This is a genomic window from Streptomyces sp. NPDC040405 (genome assembly GCF_055595765.1).
The window spans coordinates 793,423-815,361 of the sequence record NZ_JBVIVI010000002.1 but is presented as its reverse complement, the minus strand read 5'-3'; the positions used below and the strand labels follow the sequence as shown (position 1 = coordinate 815,361).

The following is a 21,939-nucleotide window of genomic DNA, read 5'->3' as shown; positions in this document are numbered from 1 at the left end:
TGCAAGCCTCTCGACTACTTCTTGACCTCGACGTCGGTCCAGATCGCCTGCCGGAACGTGTCGAACTTGACGTTCTGGACGTTCTTGGAGTGACCGCCGTTGGTGTGGTCGAAGAAGAGCGGGATGGAGGGCATGGTGTCCTTGAGCTTCGCCTCGGCCTGGGCGTACAGCTTGTTGGACTCCTCGATGGTCTTGGCCGAGTCGGCCTCCTCCATCAGCTTGTCGAGCTTCTTGTCGCTGAAGCCGGAGTCATTGGCGCCCGCGCCGGTGCGGTACTGCTCGGCGATGAAGTTCGAGATGTTCGGGAAGTCCTGGACCCAGGCCATCCGGAACGCGCTGTTCATCTTCTTTTCGGTGATCTCGGTGCGCAGCTGCTGGAAGGTCGCGCGCGGGTCGGCCTCGCACGGGACACCGGCGTTCTGCTTGATGTCGTTGCAGACCGCCTCGGCCCATTCCTTGTTGCCGCCGTCGGCGTTGTAGGCGATCGTCATCTTGTTGCCGGGGACGCCGCCGCCCTCCTTGATGAACTGCTTCGCCTTCTTCGGGTCGAACTTGCAGTACTCACCACAGGCGTTGGGCTGGTAGCCCTCGACGACCTTCGGGGTCCAACCGTCGGCCGGGTCCTTCGAACCCTTCAGCGCGGTCTTGGTGATGGTGTCGCGGTCGATCGCCATGGACAGACCCTGACGGACCTTGGCCTTCTCCGGCTTCGCCCATTCCTTGTCGTACATCGGGAAGGCGATGGTGGTGTTGCCACCGAACATCTGGTCGGCCGAGCGGTCACCCAGGTCGGTCTTGTAGACGTTGATCGACGACGGCGGGACCTGGTACATCACGTCCAGCTTGTCGGAGACCAGGTCGTTGTAGGCGCTCTCGTCCTTGTTGTAGAACTTGAAGACGATGCCGCCGTTCTTGGGCTTGTCCACGCCCTGGTAACCGGCGTACTTCTTCACCTTGAACTGGACCTTGTGCTCCCACTTGCCGTCGACCTCGTAGGGGCCGTTGCCGATGGGGGCCTCGCCGAACTTCTTCGGGTCCTTGTAGAAGGCCTTGGGAAGCGGGAAGAAGGCGTCGTAGAAGAGCCGGTCCTTGAAGGTGGAGACCGGGTGCGACAGCTCGATGGTGAACTCGTTGTCGTTCACGACCTTCAGGCCCGACATCTTGTCGGCCTTCGGGTCGCCCTTCTCCGGGTGGACCTCGTCGAAGCCCTTGATGTCGGCGAACCAGGAGGCGTTCAGCTGGGCGTTCTTGACGTTGGCGCCGTAGTTCCAGGCGTCCACGAAGGAACTGGCCGTCACCGGCTCGCCGTTGTGGAACTTCCAGCCCTTCTTGAGCTTCACCGTGAACTTCTGGTTGTCCGGCGACTCGACGCTCTGGGCGACCTGATTGCGCAGCTTGCCCTTGACGTCGTAGTCGACCAGACCACGGAAGAGGTTCTTCAGGATGTACCCGCCGCCGACCTCGTTGGTGTTGGTCGGGATCAGCGGGTTCTGTGGCTCGACGTCCTGATAGGTGTACACACCGTTCGGGTTGACGGCCGCGTTCTCGCTGTCCTTGCTGTCACCGCCGCCACCACAAGCGGTCGCGCCCAGTGCCACGACCGCGGCCATCGCGACCCACTTGGCGCTCTTGGCACCACGCATGGGTTTGCCTCCTCCGGAGTCCTCTGCTGCTACGAGAGGGGTGCCCGGAGACACGCTGACACCCCTGACAGCGAAAGGGACCGGACCCCCCAGATGTGCTCGTAGGTCCGCGCTCCCCACAGCGTGCGACCCGTTGACCCGAGCTCAATGGACCCCATGATTGAGCACGCCAGCCCCGTAAACCACACCTTATGGGTCTCGCTTTGGTCACATCATCTACGCGCGGAGCTTCGAAATCCGGACAAAACTGCCGCAGACAGACACACGCGAAACGGACTGTTAACACATCATGCGGAACCCGAAATCCGATATCCGGACGCCCCTCGCCGGATAACCGTTTGACTGGCAGCTGCCTGACACGGCAGCAGCCCGGGCCCCCGCCGGGTAAGCGGAAGGCCCGGGCTGCCGGGGCGTACGGAGGCGAACCTCAGCGCTTGGCGCGCGACATCAACGCTTGGCGCGCGACGCGGCGCGGCCGCGCTCCTTCTGGTCCAGTACGACCTTGCGGATGCGGACGGTCTCCGGGGTCACCTCGACGCACTCGTCGTCGCGGCAGAACTCCAGGGACTGCTCCAGCGACAGCAGCCGCGGCGGCACCAGGGACTCGGTCACGTCCGCGGTCGAGGACCGCATGTTGGTGAGCTTCTTCTCCTTGGTGATGTTCACGTCCATGTCGTCGGCGCGCGAGTTCTCGCCGACGATCATGCCCTCGTACACCTCGGTGCCGGGCGAGGTGAACAGCACACCGCGCTCCTGGAGGTTGGTCATCGCGAAGGCGGTCACCGCGCCCGAGCGGTCGGCCACGAGCGAGCCGCTGTTACGGGTGCGCAGGTCGCCGAACCACGGCTCGTGGCCCTCGAAGATGGAGTGCGCGATGCCGGTGCCGCGGGTCTGCGTCAGGAACTCCGTACGGAACCCGATCAGGCCACGGGCCGGCACGATCCACTCCATGCGGATCCAGCCGGACCCGTGGTTGGTCATCGTCTCCATCCGGCCCTTGCGGGTCGCCATCAGCTGGGTGATGGCGCCCAGGTGCTCCTCCGGCGAGTCGATGGTCAGCCGCTCGATCGGCTCGTGGACCTTGCCGTCGATCTCCTTGGTGACGACCTCCGGCTTGCCGACGGTCAGCTCGAAGCCCTCCCGGCGCATCGTCTCGACGAGGATCGCCAGCGCCAGCTCGCCACGGCCCTGGACCTCATAGGCGTCAGGGCGCTCGGTCGGCAGCACGCGCAGCGAGACGTTACCGACCAGCTCCTTCTCCAGCCGGTCCTTGACCAGCCGGGCGGTGACCTTGTGGCCCTTGCCGCCCTTGCCGACCAGCGGCGAGGTGTTGGTGCCGATGGTCATCGAGATGGCGGGCTCGTCGACGGTGATCAGCGGGAGCGCGATCGGGTTCTCGGGGTCGGCCAGGGTCTCGCCGATCATGATGTCCGGGATACCGGCGACCGCGCAGATGTCGCCGGGACCGGCCACCTCGGCGGGCTTGCGGGTGAGCGCCTCGGTCATCATCAGCTCGGTGATGCGGACGTTGGAGATCGTGCCGTCGCGCTTGATCCAGGCGACGGTCTGCCCCTTCTTCAGCTCGCCCTGCTCGACGCGGAGCAGCGCGATCCGGCCGAGGAAGTTGTCCGCGTCCAGGTTGGTGACGTGCGCCTGGAGCGGGGCGGCGGCCTCGTACTCGGGCGCCGGGACGGTCTCCAGCAGGGTGACGAAGAACGGCCAGAGGCTGTCGCTGTCCGCCGGGACGGTGCCGTCCTCGGGCTTGGTCAGCGAGGCGATGCCGTCACGCGCACAGGCGTAGACGATCGGGAACTCGATCTGCTCCTCGGTCGCGTCCAGGTCCAGGAAGAGGTCGTACGCCTCGTTGACGACCTCGTCGATCCGGGAGTCCGGGCGGTCCGTCTTGTTGATGCACAGGATGACCGGCAGCTTGGCCTGCAGCGCCTTGCGCAGCACGAAGCGGGTCTGCGGCAGCGGGCCCTCGGAGGCGTCCACCAGCAGCACCACGGCGTCGACCATGGACAGGCCGCGCTCGACCTCACCACCGAAGTCGGCGTGGCCGGGGGTGTCGATGATGTTGATGGTGACGGGGTCACTGCCGTCCGCCGGGTGGTACTTCACGGCGGTGTTCTTCGCGAGAATGGTGATGCCCTTCTCGCGCTCCAGGTCGTTGGAGTCCATGACCCGGTCGTCCACCTGCTGATGTGCGGCGAACGCGCCGGCCTGCTTGAGCATGGCGTCGACGAGGGTCGTCTTGCCGTGGTCGACGTGGGCGACGATGGCGACGTTACGAATGTCGTGGCGCGTGGGCATACGAGCGCGCTTCTCCCGGTTTCGTGGGTGGCTGCGCGCTCCTTGATCCGGCGCGCCTTTCTGCCGGGCTGCTTACGCCACGGCTCACCCCATGGTAAGGGGACGGCGCCGCGACACTTGCCGCAGGCCGTCCCCATACGTTTCCGTACTGTCACCGCCACCTATTTCCTGAAGCCGATGTCCTGGTAGCGGGGGGTGGCGAATCCGAACGCTCCGGCGTTGCCCACCGTCTTGCGGACCGCGACCAGCTGCGGGGGCTGATAGAGCGGAATCGATCCGGCCGCCGCCCAGATCCGGGCGTCCGCCCGGCCGACCAGGGAGCGCGAGGCGCCGCCGTCCAGCTCGGAGAGCGCCTGGTCGAAGAGCTGGTCGATCTGGTCCGTGCCGACCCGGGTGTAGTTCTGCTCCACCACCAGCGAGCCGTCCGCGGCGGGCTGGGGCTTGGCGTAGATCGGGCGGCCGTCGGTCGCCGGGTAGGCGGAGGCGGGCCAGGAGTAGAGGGCCAGGTCGTACTTGCCGGTGGCGATGTGGTCCTTGAAGAAGGAGTCGCTCTTCACCTGGGTGATCTCGGTGCGGACGCCGATCTCCTCCAGCATCCGGCCGATGCGGCGGCCGACCGCGCGCAGCGAGGCGCCGCCGGAGTCGGACGGGACGACGAAGCGGAGCACGAGCGGGCGGCCCTTCTTCTGCACGACGGCCGGGTGGGAGCGTCCGGACCGGCCCGCGTCGCCCGCGGCGGGCGCGGGGTTGTCGGCCTTATCGGCCCTGTCGGCCTTGTCCTCGGCGGGGTTCGACTGCCGTCCCCGGTCGTCCGTCTTGCCGTCGACCGACTTCTGGCGGGCGGACGAGCCGCCGGAGTGCCAGCCCGCGTCGGCGAGCAGGGACTGCGCGGCCTGGGTGTCCGGGCCGCCGAGGGCGCCGCTGTGGTCCTTGTACCCCTTCTGCTCGGACATCAGCAGATGGTTGCCGAGCGGCTCGGTGGGCAGCCCGAAGGGCTTCAGCACCGCCTTGGCGAGCGCCTCGCGGTCGATCGCGCGGGCCACCGCCCGGCGCACCCGCTCATCCGCGAGCGGGCCCTTGGTCCCGTTGATGGCGAGCTGGGTGTACGCGGGGTCCAGCGCCTTGCGCAGGGCGTACCGGCGCAGGGCCACGGTCGTGGACCGCTCGGTCCCCGGGGCCTTCTCGGCCTCCGCCCGGGCGCGGGTGGCGTCCGCGGCGTCCTGGGCGTGGGTCTCCAGCTTCGGCGCGCCCGCCTTGCCGGAGGGGTGCAGCTTGGCCCCGGCGGCCGGCTTTCCGGCGGGCGCCGCGGCCTGGACGCGGCGCGCCGTCGACCGGTCGACCTCGGCCATGTCGACGGACCCGTCGATCAGGGCGGCGGCCCGCTTCCGGGCCGGGACGGCGTCGAAGACCAGCCGGTTCAGCCGGGCCCGGTCGCCCCACCACTTGGGGTTCCGTACGAGGGTGACGGAGGTGTCCTCGACCTCGCGGACCATGAAGGGTCCCGAGCTGACGGCGAGCCCCTTGCGGGCCCCGGCGTTGAAGACGGCCGGGTTGCTCATCATGCTCTTCGGGTACAGCGGCGTGAACAGCGACCGCCAGTCGGTGTACGGCTTGGCGAAGGTGACCTTGACCTCGTGGGCCTTGTCGCCGGGCTGGATCCGCGCGATGCGGTCGTATCCGGCGTTGCGCGCGGTCCAGTAGGCGTTCTCCGTGCCGCGCAGGGCCTTCCACTGGGCGGAAAAGTCCTCCGCGCCGAGCGCGCGGCCGTCGCTCCACACCGCCTTGGGGTTGAGCTTGTAGACCACGACCTGCTTGGGCTCGCGCGAGACCACCTCGGCGGACTCCAGGTAGTCGCCGTTGAGCCGCGGACGGCCGCGGGCGTCGAGGGTGTGGAGCGTGGGCAGCACCGCTCCGGCGATCCGCTCGGTGCCGGTGTCGGCGGAGGTCTGGAAGGCGTTGAAGGTGGCCGGCCGGGCGTCGAGCGCCCAGTGCAGCGTGCCGCCGGGGGCGGTCTGCGCGCGGGCGGCCGGGGCGATGTCCCGGGCCGCGGGCGACGGCGGGGCGTCGTCGTCGCCGGAGCTGCACCCGGTGAGGACGGGCAGTGGCAGCAGCACTCCCGCGGCGAGCAGCATGGCGCAGCGTCGCTTGTCGATGGACATGGCTCGTGACCTCCGGGGTGTGCCGATATTCCGTGCATTTCGCACATTTTGACGCCTGTCGCATATACTCCTTACTCAAAGCGACGGATCATGAGACAGCACCTCGGGACGGCCATGGAGGGGACAGGATCACCCGACCGGATCAGCACGACCGGCGCGCACCCCGGCGCACGGCGGCGTGATCACGCCGGTGACTCCGCCAATCGCGGCAGATCCCTTCCCAACCAGGACTGTGACGCGTAACACTCGCTGTCGCATGAGCGCCGCCAACCGCAACCGCGGAAGTGAGGGCAAGTCATGTCCTTGAACGACGACTTGACGGCCGTCCAACGCTGTCTCGACGATCTGGTCCGTTCCGTCACCCGGCTGGAAGACCGGGTCGGCGCCGGCGGACTGGAGATACGCCGCGTCCGCACCGACGCGGACCACCTGCGCGAGAGTCTCGCCCTGCTGCGCGATACGGCCCCCAGTACGGAGCGGCCGCGCCCCGAGATGGTTCCGGTCCCCGACGCGCCCTACAACAGCGCGCTGTGGTCGGACGTCGACGACGAGGGTCTCGGCGCGCGCGACCGCCACGCTCCCTGAAACAGGGGCTGCCCGGCGCGCGCCCGGCCCGACGGGTCCGCACCGACCGTCCCCCACACCACTCCACCGCGGAGTTTTCCTTGGCCACTGGCACCGACCCCCAAGCCGCCACGCCCGCCGAGCGGGAAGCGGCCACTGGCGTGCGCAGCCCCTCGCGCGCCGCCATCCCCGCCCGCCATCTGCGGACCGACCGCTGGTGGCTGGCGCCCGCGGTCACCGCCGCCGGGCTGTTCGCGTTCATCGTCTACTCGACCTGGCGGGCCTTCGCCGGGGACGACTACTACGCCGAGCCGTACGTCTCCCCGTTCTACTCGCCCTGCGTCGCGCAGAACTGCGTCCCCATGAAGGGCGGCGCGAACTGGGAGATCTTCGGCGCGTGGTGGGGCCTGTCCCCCGCCCTGCTGATCCTGATCTTCCCGCTCGGCTTCCGGCTGACCTGCTACTACTACCGCAAGGCGTATTACCGGGGCTTCTGGGCCTCGCCACCGGCCTGCGCGGTCGCCGAGCCGCGCGCCAACTACACCGGCGAGACCCGCTTCCCGCTCATCCTCCAGAACATCCACCGCTACTTCTTCTACTTCGCGGTGATCGTCGCGGGGATCCTCACCTATGACACCGTGCTCGCCTTCCGGGACGAGCACGGCCGGTGGGGCCACATGGGCCTGGGCACCCTGGTGCTGCTCGCCAACATCGCGCTGATCTGGGCGTACACCCTCTCCTGCCACTCGTGCCGGCACATCGTCGGCGGCCGGCTCAGGAACTTCTCCCGGCATCCGGTCCGCTACCGGCTCTGGGGCTGGGTCAGCTCGCTCAACGCGCGCCATATGCAGCTGGCCTGGGCGTCGCTGATCAGCGTCGCCGTCGCCGACTTCTATGTGTATCTGCTGGCGAGCGGCGCCTTCGACGACCCCCGGTTCTTCTAGGAGAGGTGCCTTACACGATGACGCAAGTCGAACGGCAGTCCTGGGACGTGGTCGTGATCGGCGCGGGCGGCGCCGGGCTGCGGGCCGCGATCGAGGCACGCGAACAGGGCATGCGATGCGCCGTCATCTGCAAGTCGCTGTTCGGCAAGGCCCATACGGTGATGGCCGAGGGCGGCATCGCCGCCAGCATGGGCAATGTCAACGCGGGCGACAACTGGCAGGTGCACTTCCGCGACACCATGCGCGGCGGCAAGTTCCTCAACCACTGGCGGATGGCCGAGCTGCACGCCCAGGAGGCCCCGGACCGGGTCTGGGAGCTGGAGACCTGGGGCGCGCTCTTCGACCGCACCCCGGACGGCAGGATCTCCCAGCGGAACTTCGGCGGCCATGAGTACCCGCGGCTCGCCCACGTCGGGGACCGTACGGGGCTGGAGCTGATCCGTACCCTCCAGCAGAAGATCGTCTCCCTTCAGCAGGAGGACAAGGCCGAGACCGGCGACTACGAGTCACGGCTCAAGGTCTTCCAGGAGTGCACGGTCACCCGCGTCGTCAAGGACGCGGCGGGCGAACGGGTCGCCGGGGTCTTCGGCTACGAACGGGAGTCCGGCCGCTTCTTCGCGATCGAGGCCCCGGCCGTGGTGCTGGCCACCGGCGGCATCGGCAAGTCCTTCAAGGTGACCTCCAACTCCTGGGAGTACACCGGCGACGGCCACGCGCTGGCCCTGCTCGCCGGGGCCCCGCTGATCAACATGGAGTTCGTGCAGTTCCACCCGACCGGAATGGTCTGGCCGCCCTCGGTCAAGGGGATCCTCGTCACCGAGTCGGTGCGCGGGGACGGCGGGGTGCTGCGCAACAGCGAGGGCAAGCGGTTCATGTTCGACTACATTCCGGACGTCTTCAAGGAGAAGTACGCCCAGTCCGAGGACGAGGGCGACCGCTGGTACGAGGACCCGGACCACAACCGCCGACCGCCCGAGCTGCTCCCCCGCGACGAGGTGGCCCGCGCCATCAACTCCGAGGTCAAGGCGGGCCGCGGCTCCCCGCACGGCGGCGTCTTCCTCGACGTCTCCACCCGGATGCCCGCCGAGGTGATCAAGCGGCGGCTGCCCTCCATGCACCACCAGTTCAAGGAGCTGGCCGACGTCGACATCACGGCCGAGCCCATGGAGGTCGGCCCCACCTGCCACTACGTGATGGGCGGGGTGGACGTCGACCCGGACACCGCCGCCGCGAGCGGCGTCCCCGGCCTCTTCGCCGCGGGCGAGGTCGCCGGTGGCATGCACGGCTCCAACCGGCTCGGCGGCAACTCGCTCTCCGACCTGCTGGTCTTCGGCCGCCGCGCCGGGCTCCACGCGGCCCGGTACGCGCAGGAGACCGCCGCGTCCGGCGCCCGCCCGGTGCCCGACGACGCCCAGCTGGACCTGGCGGCGGCCGAGGCGCTGCGGCCGTTCAGCGCCGAGGACGGCGAGGAGCCGTCCCCCGGGGAACAGCCGTCCGGCGCTCCGGCCGGTCCCGCCGAGAACCCGTACACCCTGCACCAGGAGCTCCAGCAGACCATGAACGACCTGGTGGGCATCATCAGGCGGGAAGGCGAGATGGAGGACGCGCTGCGCCGGCTGGCGGGCCTGCGGGTGCGGGCGCGGCGGGCCGGGGTCGAGGGGCACCGGCAGTTCAACCCCGGCTGGCATCTGGCCATCGACCTGCGCAACATGCTGCTGGTCAGCGAGTGCGTGGCGCGCGCCGCCCTGGAGCGCACCGAGAGCCGCGGCGGGCACACCCGTGAGGACTGTCCCGAGATGGACCGCGAATGGCGCCGGGTCAACCTGGTCTGCCGCCTCTCCGACCCCTCGGCCGGTCTCGCCGCACCGCCCGATCCCGGGCGCGGGCAGATCCGGCTGGAGCGGCGCGAGATGCCGCCCATCAGGCCCGATCTGCTGAACCTGTTCGAAAAGGACGAGCTGGTGAAGTACCTGACGGACGAGGAGCTGACCCAGTGAGCGCGTACGAGGCCCACTTCCGGGTGTGGCGGGGCGATCTGGACGGCGGCGGTCTGCGCGACTTCCGCGTCGAGGTCAATGAGGGCGAAGTCGTTTTGGACATCGTCCACCGCCTCCAGGCGACCCAGGCACCGGACCTGGCGGTCCGCTGGAACTGCAAGGCGGGCAAATGCGGATCGTGCAGCGCCGAGGTCAACGGACGGCCGCGGCTGCTGTGCATGACGCGGATGTCGGTTTTCGGCCGCGACGAGACGATCACGCTGACGCCGCTGCGGGCCTTCCCGGTCGTGCGTGACCTGGTCACGGACGTCTCGTTCAACTACGCCAAGGCCCGGGAGGTGCCGTCCTTCGTCCCGCCGGAGGGGCTGGGCCCGGGCGAGTACCGGATGCGGCAGGAGGACGTGGGGCGCTCGCAGGAGTTCCGCAAGTGCATCGAGTGCTTCCTGTGCCAGGACACCTGCCATGTGCTGCGCGACTTCGAGCAGAACAAGGAGGCGTTCGCGGGCCCGCGCTTCCTGATGCGGGTCTCAGAGCTGGACATGCATCCGCTGGACGCGGCGGAGGAAGCCGGGATCGACCGCAAGCGGACGGCCCAGGACGAGCACGGGCTCGGCTACTGCAACATCACCAAGTGCTGTACGGAGGTCTGCCCCGAGGGCATCAAGATCACCGACAATGCGCTGATCCCGCTCAAGGAGCGGGCCGTGGACCGAAAGTACGACCCGCTGGTCTGGCTGGGCAACAAGATCCGCCGCCGGGAGAGCTGACCGTGTGGGCCCGCCCCGCGGCGGGCCCACACCCGCTCACCAGAGGCTGAGCCGTTCACCAGGGGCCGACCTGTTCACCAGAGGCTGAGCCCTTCACCAGAGGCTGAGCAGGGCTTCCACCGAGTCCGGGCCCGAGGACTCGCCGTCCGGGAGGGCCAGCTCGAACCACACCGTCTTGCCGTGCGGGGTGCGGCGGCTGCCCCAGCCCGCGCTGAGGAGGCCGACCAGCTGCAGCCCGCGGCCGCCCTCGTCGGTGTCGCGGGCGCGCCGCCGCCGCGGCTGGACCAGGTTGCCGTCCCAGACCTCGCACACCAGTGTCCGGTCCAGCAGCAGCCGCAGCCGTATCTCGCCCTCCCCGTACCGCAGCGCGTTGGTCACCAGCTCGCTGACCAGCAGCTCGGTGGTGTCGACCAGGCCGTCCAGGTCCCAGGACTCCAGCTGCTCACGGGCGAGCTCCCGGGCCCGCCCGACCGACTGCGGGTCGCTGGGCAGCTTCCAGTCGCCGACCGCGCCGGACGGCAGACCGTGCACCCGGGCCATGAGCAGGGCGATGTCGTCCTCGCCGTGGTGGGTGTCGAGGCGGCTCAGGACGTGGTCGCAGATGTCCTCCAGCGAGCTGTCCGGGCTGTCCGCGCCCTCGTGCGTGGACAGGGCGGAACGGAGGTCCTGGAGCCCCTCGTCCAGGGCGTGATCGCGGGATTCGACGAGGCCGTCGGTGTAGAGGGCCAGCAGCGCCCCGTCCGGCAGCTCGACCTCGATCTCCTCGAAGGGCTCGCCGCCGACCCCGAGCGGCATCCCCGGCGGCACCTCCATCAGCAGGGCGCCCTCCCCCGGTTCGACCAGGGCGGGCGGCAGATGACCGGCGTTGGCGAACGTGGCGCGCCGGGTGACCGGGTCGTAGACGGCGTAGACGCAGGTGGCGAGGTAGACCTCGGACAGGTCGGAGGAGCCCTCGAAGGACCGCGCGGCCCGGGCACCGGCGTTGGAACCGCCGGGCGCGCCCAGTCCCCGGGCGATCTCGTCCAGCGCGGAGAGCACCTCGGCGGGCTCCAGGTCCAGCAGGGCGAGGGTGCGGACGGCGGTGCGCAGCTCGCCCATCGCGACGGCGGCCCGCAGGCCGCGCCCCATCACGTCGCCGACCACCAGCGCGGTGCGGTGCCCGGGCAGTTCGATGACGTCGAACCAGTCGCCGCCCACCTCGGTGGCCGCGTTGCCCGGCAGATAGCGGCAGGCGATGTCGAGCCCGGCGGCCTCCGGGTCGCCGGGCGGGAGCAGGCTGCGCTGGAGTATCAGCGCGCGCTCGTGTTCTCTGCGGTAGAGCCGGGCGTTGTCGATGGAGACTGCGGCGCGGGCGGCCAGTTCGACGGCGAGCGCCCGGTCCCGCTCGCCGAAGGGTTCACTGCCCTTCGTACGGGAGAACTGGGCGAGGCCGACGACGGTGTCGCGGGCGACCATCGGCACCAGGAGGGTGGACTGCAGAATCGCGCCGAGCTCCAGGCTCTCGCCGCTGTCGCGGCCGGTGACGACCCGGACCTGGGCGGTGCGCAGGGCGTGGGCGCACAGCGAGTGGAAGGGGTAACGGTGCACCTCGCCGACCTCGATGGGCTTGGGCAGCTCGCCCTGGCCGCTGTCGTCGGTGCGGTAGACGTCGCCGAAGGCGACGGGGCCGTCCGAGACGGCGCTGGCGAAGGCGACGCGGCGCAGCTCGGCGCTGCCGTCGGCGAGCCCGGGCGGGGTCTCGTCACCGGACAGCAGCCCCTGGTAGAGGTCGACGGAGGCGATGTCGCAGAACTGTGGGACGGCCACGTCCAGCAGCTCGCGGGCGGTGGTCTCCAGATCCAGCGAGGTGCCTATTCGGGCCCCGGCCTCGTTCAGCAGCGCCAGGTTGCGGCGTACGCCCGCGGCCTCCTGCTCGGCGCGGCGGCGGCCGGTGACGTCGGTGGCGAGGCCGGCGACGCCGATGGGGCGGCCCGATCCGCTGTGCAGCCGGTACAGCGACACCGACCAGCGGCGGCGGTCGTGGCTGCCGGGGACGGGCCCCATGAGCGGCATGTCCGTCAGGGACTGTCCGCTGTCCCAGACCTGGCGCAGGGCGGCGGCGAGCCGGTCGGCCTCGCCCCGGGGCAGCAGGTCGTGCGCGGTCGCGCCGCGGTACTCCTCGACCGGGCGGCCGAAAACCGTCGCGAAGCGCTCGTTGACGCGGAGCATGCGCAAATCTGTACCGAAGAGAAAGAAACCGAGCGGAGATTGACCGAAAACGGCCTGTGAGGCGGCAAGATCGGTTTCCAGTCCGCGCAGGGCGCTCACATCGACCGCGATACAGAGCGCGGTGCGCTCCCCGTCCTCGTCCTGGCCGGGCATCACATACACCTCGGCGATGCCGACTCCGCCGGGCGCCTGGGGGGTGCGGTAGGGGACCAGGCCGGTCCACTCCCGGCCGTCCAGGATGTCGGCGACCTTGCGGCGGCCGGTCTCCCGCAGCTCAGCCGGTACGAACGCGTCCACCGGGTCCTTGCCGATGGCCTGGGCGGCCGTCAGCCCCAGCAGCTCGGCGGCGCGTTCACTCCACTGTGCGATACGGCCGTCGGACCCGAGCGAGAAGGAGGCGACACGGATGTAGTCGTAGATCGAGCCGGGCGGACTGCTCTGCCACACATCGGCCATCGAGCCCGGTATCGGCCCCGCCATCTGCCCCGGCACCGATCCCGGTGCGGACCCCGGCTTGGACCCCGGCGCGGACCCCGATCCGGATTCCGACATCGATGACATTTGCGACACCGGCGACACCTGCGAACCAACCGTCCCCTCGGGGGTATCCGCCCCCGCTGGCTTCTCGCTCATGCGCCCGTCCCCTCCGGCTCAGGTGCTCCGACCGGCTACAGATAGCCGAGTATCCAGCACCACGGCCATCCGGAGTACGGTCTTCACGATCACAGCACTATCTCAGCCCGCAATCCGTTTCCGTCCCGGCTTTTGATGAAGCGCTCAAGATCAGCGCTCCCCCTCACTCCTAACCGGGGAGAGGCAGCTCGAACCACACCGTTTTTCCGGCCCGGCCCCGCCGGGTACCCCAACGCAGCGCGGCCCGGGCGATCAACTCCAGCCCCCGGCCGCTCTCGTCCTCCAAAGACGCCGTACGCGCGTGCGGCGGATCGGCCAGCGGGTCCGAAACCTCGACCATCAGGACCGAAACCGGCGCGCCGGTTTCGCGACGGGCGTACATGCGCAGCCCGATCGGACCACTCGCGTACCGCAGGGCGTTGGTGACCAGTTCGCTCACCAGCAGCGCCGTCACATCGCCCAGCGCCGACAGCCCCCAGTCGTCCAGCGCCTGCCGGACCAGACAGCGCGCGGCGCGCACGGAGCCCGGCTCGGCGGGGAAGACCCACTCGACGAAACCGGGGGTGGGCCCGGCGTCCGTCCCTGCGCTCTCACTCACGCCGCTCACTTCCCAGCCGCTCCCACGCCGCGCCCAGCCGCTTCCGCCACTGCGCAGCCCCGCCGAAATGGAGGGATTCAGAGGGGTTAATGAGCACATACCCGAATTCCTGGTCCGGTACCACTTCGGGCCGTCCCGGCAGGACCGAAAGAGCTCACAGGGGATCAGCGGGCGCGCGGACGGGGGTGTTCCGCGGCGCGCAGCCGACGGACCGCCTCCGCCACCGCGGGGCGGTCCTCATCCAGCCAGTCGACCTCGTCCACCCGGTCGGGGGTGAGCCAGCGCAGCTCGTCGTGGTCCTCCAGCGGACGCGGCTCGCCAGAGCGCAGCGCGGCGGTCCACACCCGCAGCACATAACCGGGCTTCAGCGGCCATTCGCCGGGCAGCGGCTCCAGCGGCTCGACCTCGACGCCCAGTTCCTCGCGCAGCTCCCGCACCAGGGCCTGCGGCGCGGTCTCACCGGGTTCGGCCTTGCCGCCGGGCAGCTCCCAGCGCCCGGCCAGTTCGGGCGGGGCGCTGCGCCGCGCGGCCAGCAGCCGCCCCTGGTCGAACACCGCTCCGCCCACCACCACGCGCACTGTCATGCCCGCACTCTAGGGGGCGCGGCACAGAGCCCGGCGGGCCGGATTCTCCCGCCCGGACGAACGGGAGACTCCGGCCCGCCGACAGCGTGGCCTTATACGTGTTGTACGGGCAGTACGGGCGGCGTCAGCCGGCCTGCCCGGTCGCTGCGGTCCGCTCGACGACGTAGAGCTGTTCCCGGCCCTGCCCGTCGAGTCGGTCGGCGACCTCCTGGGCCTCCGTACGCGTGGCGTAGCGGCCGACGCGATAGCGGTTGCCGTTGCCGTCCTGGCGGATGACGAGCCATGGCAGCACAGTGTTGCCGTCACTCATCTCTCCGCCCCTCCGTTGTGGCGCACCCGGACACGCGTCTGGGCGACACCGTTAAGGAAATCCCGTTCCGCATATGCCCGAGCCTACGCCCTACCTTCACGCAGCGGATACGTGTTCTTACAACGAGGCACGCATCCGGCCACGCCCTCAACCGCGCGCGGAAACCGTCTCCCGGTCCGCCTCGCCGGTCAGGTCCTCGGCCGTGGTGTCGGCCAGCTCGCGCTCGGCCTGCACGAGCGAGGGATTGCGCCACGCGCTGCGGACGCCCCAGGTGTAGAAGCCGAGCGCGAGCAGGGTGACGACCAGGATGTCCCAGCCCTCGGGCACATAGCCGCGGCCGCCGAACTCCTTGCCACCGGCCCATGACACCCCGGCCATGACCAGCAGGTACGTCACCATCCAGGCACCGGCCGCCAGATGCGGCTTCAGCTCGGCCCACGGCTTGCGCAGCTCGTACCAGGCCCAGATCGGCAGGCCGATCGCCATGATGAAGATGACCTTGCCGGTGAGCGGCCAGCGGGCCCAGTAGAGGACGAGCGAGCCGAAGACCATCGCGATCGGCGCGATGACCGGCATCGCGCGCAGCTTCACCGGACGCGGCAGGTCCGGGGAGAGCTTGCGCAGCGACATCACGGCGACGGGGCCGGTGATGTACGAGATGACGGTGGCCACGGAGACGATCTCGGCCAGCGAGCCCCAGCCGCGGAAGACCGCGAGGAACGCGAAGGCGATCACCAGGTTGAGCACCAGCGCCGGACGCGGAATGCCGGTCTTCGGGTCGACCTTGCCGAAGACGCCCGGCAGATGACCGTTCTCCTGGACGCCCTGGACCATGCGGGAGGTGGTGGCCGCGTAGATCATGCCGGTGCCGGACGGGGAGACGAAGGCGTCCGCGTACAGCAGCAGCGCCAGCCAGTTCAGCCCCCAGGCGAGGGAGAGGTCGGCGAGCGGGGAGTTGTACGAGAGCTTGGCCCAGCCGCCGTGCGCGAGGTCGGCCGCCGGGACGGCGGTCAGGAACGCGATCTGCAGGGCTACGTAGATCACCAGCGCGATGAGGATCGAGCTGATGACGGCCTTGGGCAGCGACTTGCCCGGGTTGCGGGCCTCGCCCGCCATGTTGAGCGGCGACTGGAAGCCGTTGTACGCCCAGACGATGCCGGAGACGGCGACGGCGGTGAACACCGAGTTCCAGCCGTTCGGCGTGAAGCCGCCGTTGCCGGTGACATTGCCGGTGTCGAAGTGCGACATCAGCAGGGCGCCCGCGGTCAGGGCCGGGACGACGAGCTTGAAGACGGTGATCGCGGTGTTGGTCTTCGCGAAGAGGGTGATCGCGAACCAGTTGAGGAAGAAGTAGAAGACGAGCAGCACGGACGCGAGCGCGACACCGCCGCCGGTCAGCTCCTTCCCGTCGTACAGCTCCTTGGCCCAGCCGAAGTCCCAGGAGCTCATGTACTGGACGGACGCGGTCGCCTCACCGGGGATGACGGAGACGATCGCGATCCAGTTGGCCCAGGCCGCCAGATATCCGGCCAGCGAGCCGTGCGAGTACTGGCCGTACCGGACCATGCCGCCGGCCTTGGGGAACATCGAACCGAGTTCGGAGTACGTCAGGGCGATGGTCAGGGCGACCGCCGCGCCGATCACCCAGGCAAAGATGGCCGCCGGACCCGCCAGCGCCGCGGCCCGCGCGGCGCCGAACAGCCAGCCGGAGCCGATAATCGAACCGAGGCCCACCGCGGTGAGGGCCACCGTGCCGAGTGACCGTTTGTAATGCGAGTGGGAACCCTGCTCCGTGCTCAACGCCCCTCACGCTCCTTTCGCCCCCCAGACCTGTTGCAAACGCGCGCCATCGTACAAGCGAAATAAGGGTGCGCTTTACGGGTTGAGGCCGATCTGAGCTATCGGGCATCGCGTGTGATCTACGCAACACGTTCCTTGACTTCACACGAAGGCGCTGGCCAGACGGTATGGACCAGCGCGGGCCGCGCCGCCCTCACCAGCACCGCCATTCCACTCGGATATCGCCGAATGCATCCAATTCGACAAGCCGCGGGCCGTGATTCCCACGCATGGGTTTTGAATAGCGAAGTACAGGGAATAAGGCGCCACCCATAGCCAACAAGCTCAAATCCAGCTCAAGTTGACCGCGGGCCAAAGAAAGACCAGCCGAATAAATTACCGGCCCTTTACTCGGCTCGTCCCTCTTACCGCCTTGTCCTTCGCCCTCAGCCGTCGCTCGCGCGCACCCTCGGCACCGGCAGCAGCACCGGCGCCGCGCCCCGCGGGCCCTTGCGGCAGGCGTCGCCGCACTCGGCATCCAGCGAGCAGCACAGCGAGCAGACCGCCCCGGCCCGCACCGGGCAGTCGGCGATGTCCGGCAGCTCGTACGCCGTCTCGCACTCGGCACAGGTGTGGGCGGCGGTGATGTCCGGCACCTCCACCCCCGGCCCGTTCACCGGGTTCGGCCGGGCCAGGTAGTAGCGGCCCCGGGTGAGCCAGGCCAGCAGCGGGCAGAGCACCAGCGCCAGACCGCAGGCGAGGAAGGTGGAGAACGCCTCGGCCACCTCCCCGAACGCCCCGAAGAAGGCGGTGATCGAAACCGTCGAGGCGATCACCATCGCGCCGAACCCCGCCGGGTTCACCGGATACAGATACGCGCGCTTGAACTCGATGTACTTCGGGCTCAGCCCCAGCGGCTTGTTGATCACCAGATCGGCGGTGACCGCCGCGATCCAGGCGATGCCGACGTTGGAGTAGAAGCCCAGCAGCTTGTTGAGCACCGCGAACATGTTCATCTCCATCAGCGCCAGCGCGATGGCGAGGTTGAGGAAGATGTACCAGACCCGGCCGGGGTGACGGTGGGTCACCCGGGAGAAGAAGTTGGACCAGGACAGCGAGCCGCTGTAGGCGTTGGTCACATTGATCTTGATCTGGGAGACCACGACGAACAGCGCGGCGGCGGGCAGCGCGACCGAGCCGAGCCAGGGCTTCAGCGCCTCGATCTGCGGGGCGATGGGCTCCAGGGCGTGGGTCGTGCCGACCGCGCCGAGCGCCACGAAGGCCAGGAACGCGCCGCCGAGCTGCTTGGCCGCGCCGATCACCACCCAGCCGGGCCCGGCGGCCAGCACCGCCAGATTCCAGCGCCGCCGGTTCTGCTCGGTCTTGGCGGGCATGAAGCGCAGATAGTCGGCCTGCTCGCCGATCTGGGCGATCAGCGACAGCGCCACGCCGGTGCCGAGCCCGTACCCGATCCAGTCGAAGCCGGAGCCCGCCCCCTCCGTACCGCCGAAGGAGGCGAACGAGGCCCAGGCGTCCGGCCGCTCGAAGGCGAGCACCACGAACGGCAGCACCAGCCCGATCAGCCACAGCGGCTGGGTCCACGCCTGCACCTTGGCCAGCGCTCCCATCCCGCGGAACACGATCGGGATGACGATCAGAGTGGTGAGCAGATAGCCGATCGGGAGCGGGATGTGGAGGGCCTGATGCATGGCCTGCGCCATGATCGAGCCCTCCAGCGCGAAGAAGATGAAGGTGAAGCTCGCGTAGATGAGCGAGGTCAGAGTCGATCCGAAGTAGCCGAACCCGGCACCGCGGGTGATCAGATCCATGTCCAGCCCGTACGTCGCGCAGGCACGCGCGATCGGGATACCGGTCAGGAAGATGATCGTCGCCGCGGTGAGGATCGAGGCGAGACCGCTGGTGAAGCCGTACGTGAAGACGATGGACGCACCGATCGCGAAGTCGGCGAGATAGGCGATACCGCCGAGCGCCGTCGACGCGACCATGGTCGGCGACCAGCGGCGGTAGGAGTGCGGCGCGTAGCGCAGCGAATAGTCCTCGCGGCTCTCGTCGGCGGCGAGCCGGGCGTAACTGCGCCGCGGCGCGCGGGCTCCGACCGCCTCTTGCTGCTCAGGTGTGACCGTGTCCGTCATGGCGGCTTCCCCTGTCGTTCGGCGCGGGAGCGGTACGCCTGAGGAAGCTAGGCCGGTCACATGTCGGCAGGCCGCGGGGCGGCGTTGCCGGTCCGTTACGGCGAAGGGGCGGACGTCAACTCGCGGTAAACACAGCCCCCGGGCCGGTGGCCGTTGAGCCGCGTCACTCCACCGGCAGGCGGCCTTGCGAGCCGCGTCACTTCACCGGCAAGTGGCCTTGCGAGCCGCGTCACTTCACCGGCAGGTGGTACGCGACCCGGTAGCGCTCGGCCAGCGTCACCACGTCGGCCGTCTCCACCGGTCGGCCGCCCGCGAAGTACGTACGGGAGACCACGAGCACCACATGGCCCGGCACCGCGCCGAGCGCCAGCACCTCCTCGGCGAGGCCCGGACGCGCCCCGACCTCCTCCGCCACGTTGTCCACCACCACGTCGACGGCCGCCATCCGGTCGACCACCCCGCGCCCGGCCAGCGGCCCCTCCTCGGGCAGCATCACGGGCGTACGGCCGGTGACGGTGAGCGGCTCCCAGGACGTGGAGAGCATCACCGGATCGCCTGCCGCCCGGAAGAGATACCGGGTGCGCATGACGCGCCCCCCCGGCTCGACCCGCAGCCGCTCGGCGATCTCCGGGCTCGCCTCCTCCTGCTCGCTCGCGGACTCCCACGTACCGCTGACCCCGTCGTCCCCCTGCTCCTGCCGGAACGGGCTGGACTCGCCCCGGGGGTGATAGCCGGTGCGCATCAGACGGCGCGGGACGAGCTGCGGACGGACATACGTACCCGACCCGGAGCGGCCCTCGACCAGGCCCTCGGCCATCAGCACCTTGCGGGCCTCGAGGGCGACGGTGTCGGACACCCCGTACTCCTCGCGGATCCGCGCCTGAGAGGGGAGGCGGGCATGCGGTGGCAGATCGCCCGCGACGATCTTCTTCCGGAGGTCGTCGGCGACACGGAGGTATGCGGGCTGGTCACCAAAGGCCACGTGCACTCCCAGTGGTTGACAGTCAGCAACAGCTTGACAACCGACGGTTGTCCATAGCAACTGACGGCCAGAGCTTCACTAGAAGTGGTGAACTGCAGTTCGGAGACGTTTATATCGACCGGGATCCGGTTCACCCGCTTTGTTAACGATCACCAGCCCACAGGCTGCCCACCCGAGGAGACCCGTGCCCCAGCGACCCGCGCCGCTCCTCCTCACCGCCCTGCTCCTCCTGGCCACGTCGTGCACCGCCTGCACCGGTCCCGGCGCCGGAGCCCGACCGGGTGCGGCGGGCGCGGGCGACCCCCTCTTCCCGAAGCTCGGCAACGGCGGCTACGACGTCACCCACTACCGCCTCGCCCTCGACTACACGCCCGGCACCCACCGGCTGCGCGGCACCGCCCGGATCACCGCCCGCGCCACCCGGGCCCTCAGCTCGTTCCACCTCGACTTCGCCGGGCTGCACGTCCGCGACACCACCGTGAACGGCCGCCCTGCCCGCGCCTCCCGCCACGGCACCGAGCTGATCCTCACCCCCGCCACCGCCCTCCCCGAGGACCGCACCTTCACGACCACCGTCACCTACGACGGCAAGCCGAAGACCCTCACCGACCCCGACGGCTCCCACGAGGGCTGGCTCCGGACCTCCGACGGCGCGGTCGGTCTCGGCGAACCGACCGGCTCCATGACCTGGTTCCCGAGCAACAACCACCCCTCCGACAAGGCCACGTACGACATCGCCGTCACCGTCCCCCGGGGCTACACGGCCGTCTCCAACGGCGAACTCACCCGCCGCGACACCCGCCACGGCCGCACCACCCACCACTGGCGCACCCGCCAGCCCATGGCCACCTACCTGGCCACCGTCGCCATCGGCCGCTTCGACGTCCACACCACCACCGCCGACGGCCTCCCCCAGTACGTCGCCGTGGACCCCACCGAGGCCGACGAGTCCCGCGCGATCCCCGCCCAGATCACCAAGATCACCCGATGGGAGAGCCGCACCTTCGGCCCCTACCCCTTCTCCTCCACCGGCGCCATCGTCGACCCCCTCCCCGGCCTCGGCTACGCCCTGGAGACCCAGACCAAGCCCTACTTCCCCACCGTCCCCGACGATCGCCTGATCGTCCACGAAATGGCCCACCAGTGGTTCGGCGACTCGGTCACCCCGCGCGTCTGGAAGGACATGTGGCTCAACGAGGGCTTCGCCACGTACGCCGAGTGGCTCTGGACCGAACAGCACCACGGCCGCACCGCCCAGCAGACCTTCGACGACTTCTACGACGGCGCGGACGAGGAGAGCAAGGGCATCTGGGCCTTCCCACCCGCCGCCCCGCCCTCCCCCGGCCGCGTCTCCGACCCACCCGTCTACGGCCGCGGCGCGATGGCCCTCCACCAACTCCGCCGCACCGTCGGCGACCGCACCTTCTTCCGCATCCTCCGCACCTGGCTGAAGGCCCACCGCCACGGCAACGCCGACACGCGTCAGTTCATCGCCCTCTCCGAGCGCCTGTCCGGCAAGGACCTGAGCAAGCTCTTCGACACCTGGCTGTACGACAAGGGCAAGCCGAAGCGATGACGCCCGTCACCCTCCGCCAGGGAACCCGTGGCCCGGGTCCTCCCGCCTCGCTAGGGTTGAGCCATGACCGCACTGCCCGACTGGATGCGCCCGCCGCGTGCGGAGGGCTGGTTCGCGGAGGATCTGGACCGCCTTCCCGAGGCGCCCCGCCACACTGAGCTGATCGACGGGGCCCTCGTCTTCATGATGTCCCCACAGAGGTCATGGCATGGTCGCCTCGTCACCAACCTGACCACCGCCCTGATGGACCAGGCAGCAGACGGATTCGAGGCCGAACGGGAGATGACGATCCGGCTTGACGCGCGTAATCGTCCGGAGCCCGACCTCCTGGTGGCCACGGCAGCCTACGACCCCGACCGCACTTGGTTCGCTCCGGAGGATGTCCAGCTCGTGGTGGAGGTCGTCTCCCCCGAGTCCGCACACCGGGACCGTACGGTCAAGCTGCGCAAGTACGCCGAGGCCGGCATCCCGCACTACTGGTGCATCGAGGACGAAGACGGAGCACCCGTCGTCCACGTATACGAACTCGACGAACCGACCGGCGCCTATGCGCCCGCGGGCATCTTCCGACGGTCTCTCCAGCGCCCGGTGCCGTTCAAGATCAGCCTCGACCTGGACAAGCTCGCGCCACCCCGAAGCGGCTGACGAGCGTCAGCACGAGCCGCTGCCGTGTAGCGGCGATGAGCCCTACCCGTCGCGCTCGGCGATGGCCGCGAAGGCATGGCCGAG

16 protein-coding genes are annotated in these 21,939 nt (G+C 69.6%); 6 read left to right on the top strand and 10 right to left on the bottom strand.

Annotation, left to right across the window (positions count from 1 at the left end):
• Positions 1-14: 14 nt before the first annotated feature.
• From ACZ59A_RS11020 to ACZ59A_RS11010, 3 genes are all read right to left on the bottom strand, one after another.
• Positions 15-1,643: a peptide ABC transporter substrate-binding protein gene (locus ACZ59A_RS11020; RefSeq protein ID WP_470956445.1), complete on the bottom strand. Its 1,629-nt coding sequence runs from the start codon at positions 1,641-1,643 to the stop codon at positions 15-17.
• A 447-nt stretch (positions 1,644-2,090) separates the two neighbouring features.
• Positions 2,091-3,956 carry a translational GTPase TypA gene (gene typA / locus ACZ59A_RS11015; protein WP_470956443.1) on the bottom strand — a complete coding sequence of 622 codons (1,866 nt, stop codon included), beginning with the start codon at positions 3,954-3,956 and terminating at the stop codon, positions 2,091-2,093.
• Between the two features lie 161 nt (positions 3,957-4,117).
• Complete coding sequence (locus ACZ59A_RS11010; protein ID WP_470956440.1) at positions 4,118-6,115, bottom strand: ABC transporter family substrate-binding protein; 1,998 nt, start codon at positions 6,113-6,115, stop codon at positions 4,118-4,120.
• A gap of 297 nt (positions 6,116-6,412) precedes the next feature.
• On the opposite strand from ACZ59A_RS11010, the gene ACZ59A_RS11005 reads away from it, so the two are divergent.
• The 4 genes from ACZ59A_RS11005 to ACZ59A_RS10990 all read left to right on the top strand — a co-directional run bounded on the left by ACZ59A_RS11005 (position 6,413) and on the right by ACZ59A_RS10990 (position 10,387).
• Complete coding sequence (locus tag ACZ59A_RS11005; protein WP_470956437.1) at positions 6,413-6,700, top strand: hypothetical protein; 288 nt, start codon at positions 6,413-6,415, stop codon at positions 6,698-6,700.
• Between the two features lie 80 nt (positions 6,701-6,780).
• On the top strand, positions 6,781-7,623 hold the full coding sequence (locus tag ACZ59A_RS11000) for a hypothetical protein (protein WP_468051353.1): 843 nt from the start codon (positions 6,781-6,783) through the stop codon (positions 7,621-7,623).
• Positions 7,624-7,640: 17 nt separating this feature from the next.
• Positions 7,641-9,620 carry a fumarate reductase/succinate dehydrogenase flavoprotein subunit gene (locus ACZ59A_RS10995; RefSeq protein ID WP_470956434.1) on the top strand — a complete coding sequence of 660 codons (1,980 nt, stop codon included), beginning with the start codon at positions 7,641-7,643 and terminating at the stop codon, positions 9,618-9,620.
• Positions 9,617-10,387: a succinate dehydrogenase/fumarate reductase iron-sulfur subunit gene (locus tag ACZ59A_RS10990; RefSeq protein WP_470956431.1), complete on the top strand. Its 771-nt coding sequence runs from the start codon at positions 9,617-9,619 to the stop codon at positions 10,385-10,387. The genes ACZ59A_RS10995 and ACZ59A_RS10990 overlap by 4 nt, the downstream gene beginning before the upstream one ends.
• A 93-nt stretch (positions 10,388-10,480) precedes the next feature.
• Here ACZ59A_RS10990 and ACZ59A_RS10985 read toward each other — a convergent pair whose 3' ends face one another.
• The 7 genes from ACZ59A_RS10985 to ACZ59A_RS10955 form a co-directional block, all read right to left on the bottom strand.
• Positions 10,481-13,228, bottom strand: a complete 2,748-nt coding sequence (locus ACZ59A_RS10985; RefSeq protein ID WP_470956428.1) for a SpoIIE family protein phosphatase — start codon at positions 13,226-13,228, stop codon at positions 10,481-10,483.
• Positions 13,229-13,397: 169 nt separating this feature from the next.
• Positions 13,398-13,835, bottom strand: a complete 438-nt coding sequence (locus ACZ59A_RS10980) for an ATP-binding protein (protein ID WP_470956425.1) — start codon at positions 13,833-13,835, stop codon at positions 13,398-13,400.
• A 155-nt stretch (positions 13,836-13,990) separates the two neighbouring features.
• Entirely contained in the window at positions 13,991-14,410 is a 420-nt protein-coding gene (locus ACZ59A_RS10975; RefSeq protein WP_468051340.1) for a (deoxy)nucleoside triphosphate pyrophosphohydrolase, read from the bottom strand.
• 124 nt (positions 14,411-14,534) lie between these two features.
• Positions 14,535-14,720 (bottom strand): SPOR domain-containing protein, encoded by a 186-nt coding sequence (locus ACZ59A_RS10970; protein WP_358625930.1) that lies wholly within the window; start codon positions 14,718-14,720, stop codon positions 14,535-14,537.
• A 147-nt stretch (positions 14,721-14,867) separates the two neighbouring features.
• A complete protein-coding gene (locus tag ACZ59A_RS10965) occupies positions 14,868-16,520 on the bottom strand; it encodes an APC family permease (protein WP_470956422.1) in 1,653 nt (550 codons plus the stop codon).
• Between the two features lie 425 nt (positions 16,521-16,945).
• On the bottom strand, positions 16,946-18,652 hold the full coding sequence (locus ACZ59A_RS10960) for a purine-cytosine permease family protein (RefSeq protein WP_470956419.1): 1,707 nt from the start codon (positions 18,650-18,652) through the stop codon (positions 16,946-16,948).
• Between the two features lie 229 nt (positions 18,653-18,881).
• Positions 18,882-19,634, bottom strand: a complete 753-nt coding sequence (locus ACZ59A_RS10955; RefSeq protein ID WP_470956416.1) for a GntR family transcriptional regulator — start codon at positions 19,632-19,634, stop codon at positions 18,882-18,884.
• A gap of 184 nt (positions 19,635-19,818) precedes the next feature.
• Here ACZ59A_RS10955 and ACZ59A_RS10950 point away from each other — a divergent pair, with 184 nt between their 5' ends.
• Both ACZ59A_RS10950 and ACZ59A_RS10945 read left to right on the top strand, forming a co-directional pair.
• Positions 19,819-21,210, top strand: coding sequence for a M1 family metallopeptidase (locus ACZ59A_RS10950; protein WP_470956413.1), 1,392 nt, complete (start codon positions 19,819-19,821; stop codon positions 21,208-21,210).
• A 63-nt stretch (positions 21,211-21,273) separates the two neighbouring features.
• On the top strand, positions 21,274-21,855 hold the full coding sequence (locus ACZ59A_RS10945) for a Uma2 family endonuclease (RefSeq protein ID WP_470956410.1): 582 nt from the start codon (positions 21,274-21,276) through the stop codon (positions 21,853-21,855).
• Positions 21,856-21,939 lie beyond the last annotated feature (84 nt).

Bases quoted from the DNA above. Each gene is read 5' to 3' on its own strand.
- ACZ59A_RS11005 (WP_470956437.1), top strand. From the start codon at position 6,413: ATGTCCTTGAACGACGACTTGACGGCCGTCCAACGCTGTCTCGACGAT.
- ACZ59A_RS11020 (WP_470956445.1), bottom strand. From the start codon at position 1,643: ATGCGTGGTGCCAAGAGCGCCAAGTGGGTCGCGATGGCCGCGGTCGTG.
- ACZ59A_RS10945 (WP_470956410.1), top strand. From the start codon at position 21,274: ATGACCGCACTGCCCGACTGGATGCGCCCGCCGCGTGCGGAGGGCTGG.
- ACZ59A_RS10975 (WP_468051340.1), bottom strand. From the start codon at position 14,410: ATGACAGTGCGCGTGGTGGTGGGCGGAGCGGTGTTCGACCAGGGGCGG.
- typA (WP_470956443.1), bottom strand. From the start codon at position 3,956: ATGCCCACGCGCCACGACATTCGTAACGTCGCCATCGTCGCCCACGTC.
- ACZ59A_RS10970 (WP_358625930.1), bottom strand. From the start codon at position 14,720: ATGAGTGACGGCAACACTGTGCTGCCATGGCTCGTCATCCGCCAGGAC.
- ACZ59A_RS11010 (WP_470956440.1), bottom strand. From the start codon at position 6,115: ATGTCCATCGACAAGCGACGCTGCGCCATGCTGCTCGCCGCGGGAGTG.
- ACZ59A_RS10995 (WP_470956434.1), top strand. From the start codon at position 7,641: ATGACGCAAGTCGAACGGCAGTCCTGGGACGTGGTCGTGATCGGCGCG.
- ACZ59A_RS10985 (WP_470956428.1), bottom strand. From the start codon at position 13,228: ATGAGCGAGAAGCCAGCGGGGGCGGATACCCCCGAGGGGACGGTTGGT.
- ACZ59A_RS10960 (WP_470956419.1), bottom strand. From the start codon at position 18,652: ATGACGGACACGGTCACACCTGAGCAGCAAGAGGCGGTCGGAGCCCGC.